The sequence below is a fragment of the Campylobacter sp. CNRCH_2013_0855 genome (genome assembly GCF_025773025.1).
Classification (GTDB): domain Bacteria; phylum Campylobacterota; class Campylobacteria; order Campylobacterales; family Campylobacteraceae; genus Campylobacter_D; species Campylobacter_D jejuni_C.
The window spans coordinates 1-2,320 of sequence record NZ_JAKMTE010000033.1; the positions used below are offsets into that span (position 1 = coordinate 1).

A 2,320-nucleotide genomic window follows, 5' to 3' on the forward strand; every position below is an offset into this window, starting at 1 on the left:
ATAGCTTCTTTAGCACTTAAATAAGCTTTAGTATCATCTTTTAAGATAAAGCTATAATGATCAAAGTTATTGATAGTATTTGCTTTTATATTTGTATTTAATATTAAATGATTATTAGTGCCACTTTTATGCATTAGAGCTTTTGATACAAAGTTATTATCTTCTTTAGTTTGTAAAAAGCTACCTGCTAATACATCTATATGAGTATTATTAAAAATATTAGTATTGCCACTTAGATATAAAGTATTATTATAGCTTTTATCATTCTCACTATATACACCAGAAGCACTTATAAATATAGCTTTGTTGTTTTTATACTCATCTATATTTAAATTATTTATATGAGTATAATTATCATGAGTATTCTTAGCTATACCTGCACTAATTACTACTTCTCCTTCTCTTTTATCAGATGCTGTACCTAGGGCTAGATTATCAAAGATAAAAGTATTATTAGCACTTTCATTTTTAGCATTAATAACATAAACATTAGAGCTAGCTGCACTTGAATAATCTTTAATATTTAAAGTATTATCATTAGCATTTTCATTCGCTCTTAAAATGATTTTAGAACCTTTATCTATATTAGAAGCATTCGATAAAGATTGCACCATATTATATTTTATAGTGTTTTTTTCTAAATTATCTGCTTCTATAATAGTAGTGAGGTTTCTACCTGATTTTACATTATCTAAAACTATACTATTAGCATTAGCACTACTTGCATAATAATCTTTATTATCCAAACTAACCTTGCTTACTCCATATAAATATAAAGGCATAGCAATGTTTGAGTTTTTAATAACAATGCTATTATTATTTGCTTTAGAACTTAGAGTTTGTGCTGCTGTGATTTGAATTTTATCTTGATGGTTTTCAACAGTAATGCCTTGGGTTAAATCCCCATTAATATGAATGCTATTATTATTAGCTCCTTTAGTAGCTACCCCACCATAAAGATTAAACTCATTTTTACCTGTAAAATTAGAATTAATTTCAAAAGGCTTTTTAAGATTAATGCTAATACTATTATCATTAGCTATACCATTATTAGTTATACCTGCATAAAAGTCTAAAAGAGCTTTTACTTCTATATTGGTATTTAATGCTAATAAGGTTTGTAAATCTTTTATATCTATGGTGTTTTTATAAGCATTACCTTGTATGATTTTACCCCCATAGATTTCCCCTACTAATACAGCATTATAGGCTAATGGAGTATTTTTAGTATCTACTCTTAAATCTAGTTTTAAATCATTGATTAATACACTATTATTACTTACTTCATAGCTTTGATTATTATTAACATCCACAAAAGCCCCTCCTAAGTGAGTAGCAGCTGATGTTGAATATGCTCCACTTGGACCATGGACTAATAAAGAAGCTCCATCTATAATAACTTTATTATTTTTAGCATTAGCATTATAGGTAATGGCTCCTGTTACATGAGTCATTCTCTCATCAAAGATATTACCTCCTAATGCACTTTGTCTATAAGGGGTAGTATGAAAGTCTATCTTTACGCCTTTATTTAATATAACTGTATTATTATTAGCATTAGCATCCACGCCAAAAGCACCTAAGATATAAGGAGCACCATTTAAAGGTAAGGTATAGGTGTTTTCAACACCCATATTTACATAGGCATCTTTTAAGAAATTTAAAGTATTATTACTTACTTCACCTTTTCTAGCTATGGCTGGAGTGATTAAAAAATTATATTTATTATCTAAGCCACTAGCTTTAGGATTAATTACTTCTTTATCGGTAGGTTTTAAATAATATACTGAAGATAATTCCCCTGCTTTTAATACTAAGGTATTATTATTTGCTTTTGCATTAAAAGTATAAGCAGAAACTAAAAAAGGTATATAACTGATTTGATTTAGGGTAGTATTAGCTGAGTTAGAACTATGAAAGCCATTAACTACAAAAATATCTTCTTTAATACTTGGAGTAAGTATGTCTTGCTTAAAGTATAAATCATTCATTTTTGCATGAGCTTTATCTTTAGGATTATCATAGATTAAAGTGATATTTGAAAGATTTTTATTGCTAGCCATTTGACCATAGAAGTTTTTACCACTTAAGAGTTTATAAGTATCAAGATTATAATCATATACATCATTATTTTCATAATGGTGTTTTTTAATTATATAAGCATTAGAAGTTTTATCATAATTTGCCTGGGTGGCAGCTTCTAAAGAACTTAGTGAAAAAATAGTAAATAAAGAAAGTTTTAAAAGATTGGAGTTTTTATAGTGTTTTAAAGAGTTTAAAGCATTTAAGCTAAAACGAAAATTATCGTATCCCCCCCCCC

1 protein-coding gene is annotated in these 2,320 nt (G+C 27.5%); it reads right to left on the reverse strand.

The window, feature by feature from the left end:
* The coding region (locus L8X40_RS08215; RefSeq protein ID WP_263667668.1) for a hypothetical protein at positions 1-2,320 on the reverse strand (2,320 nt) is incomplete at both ends.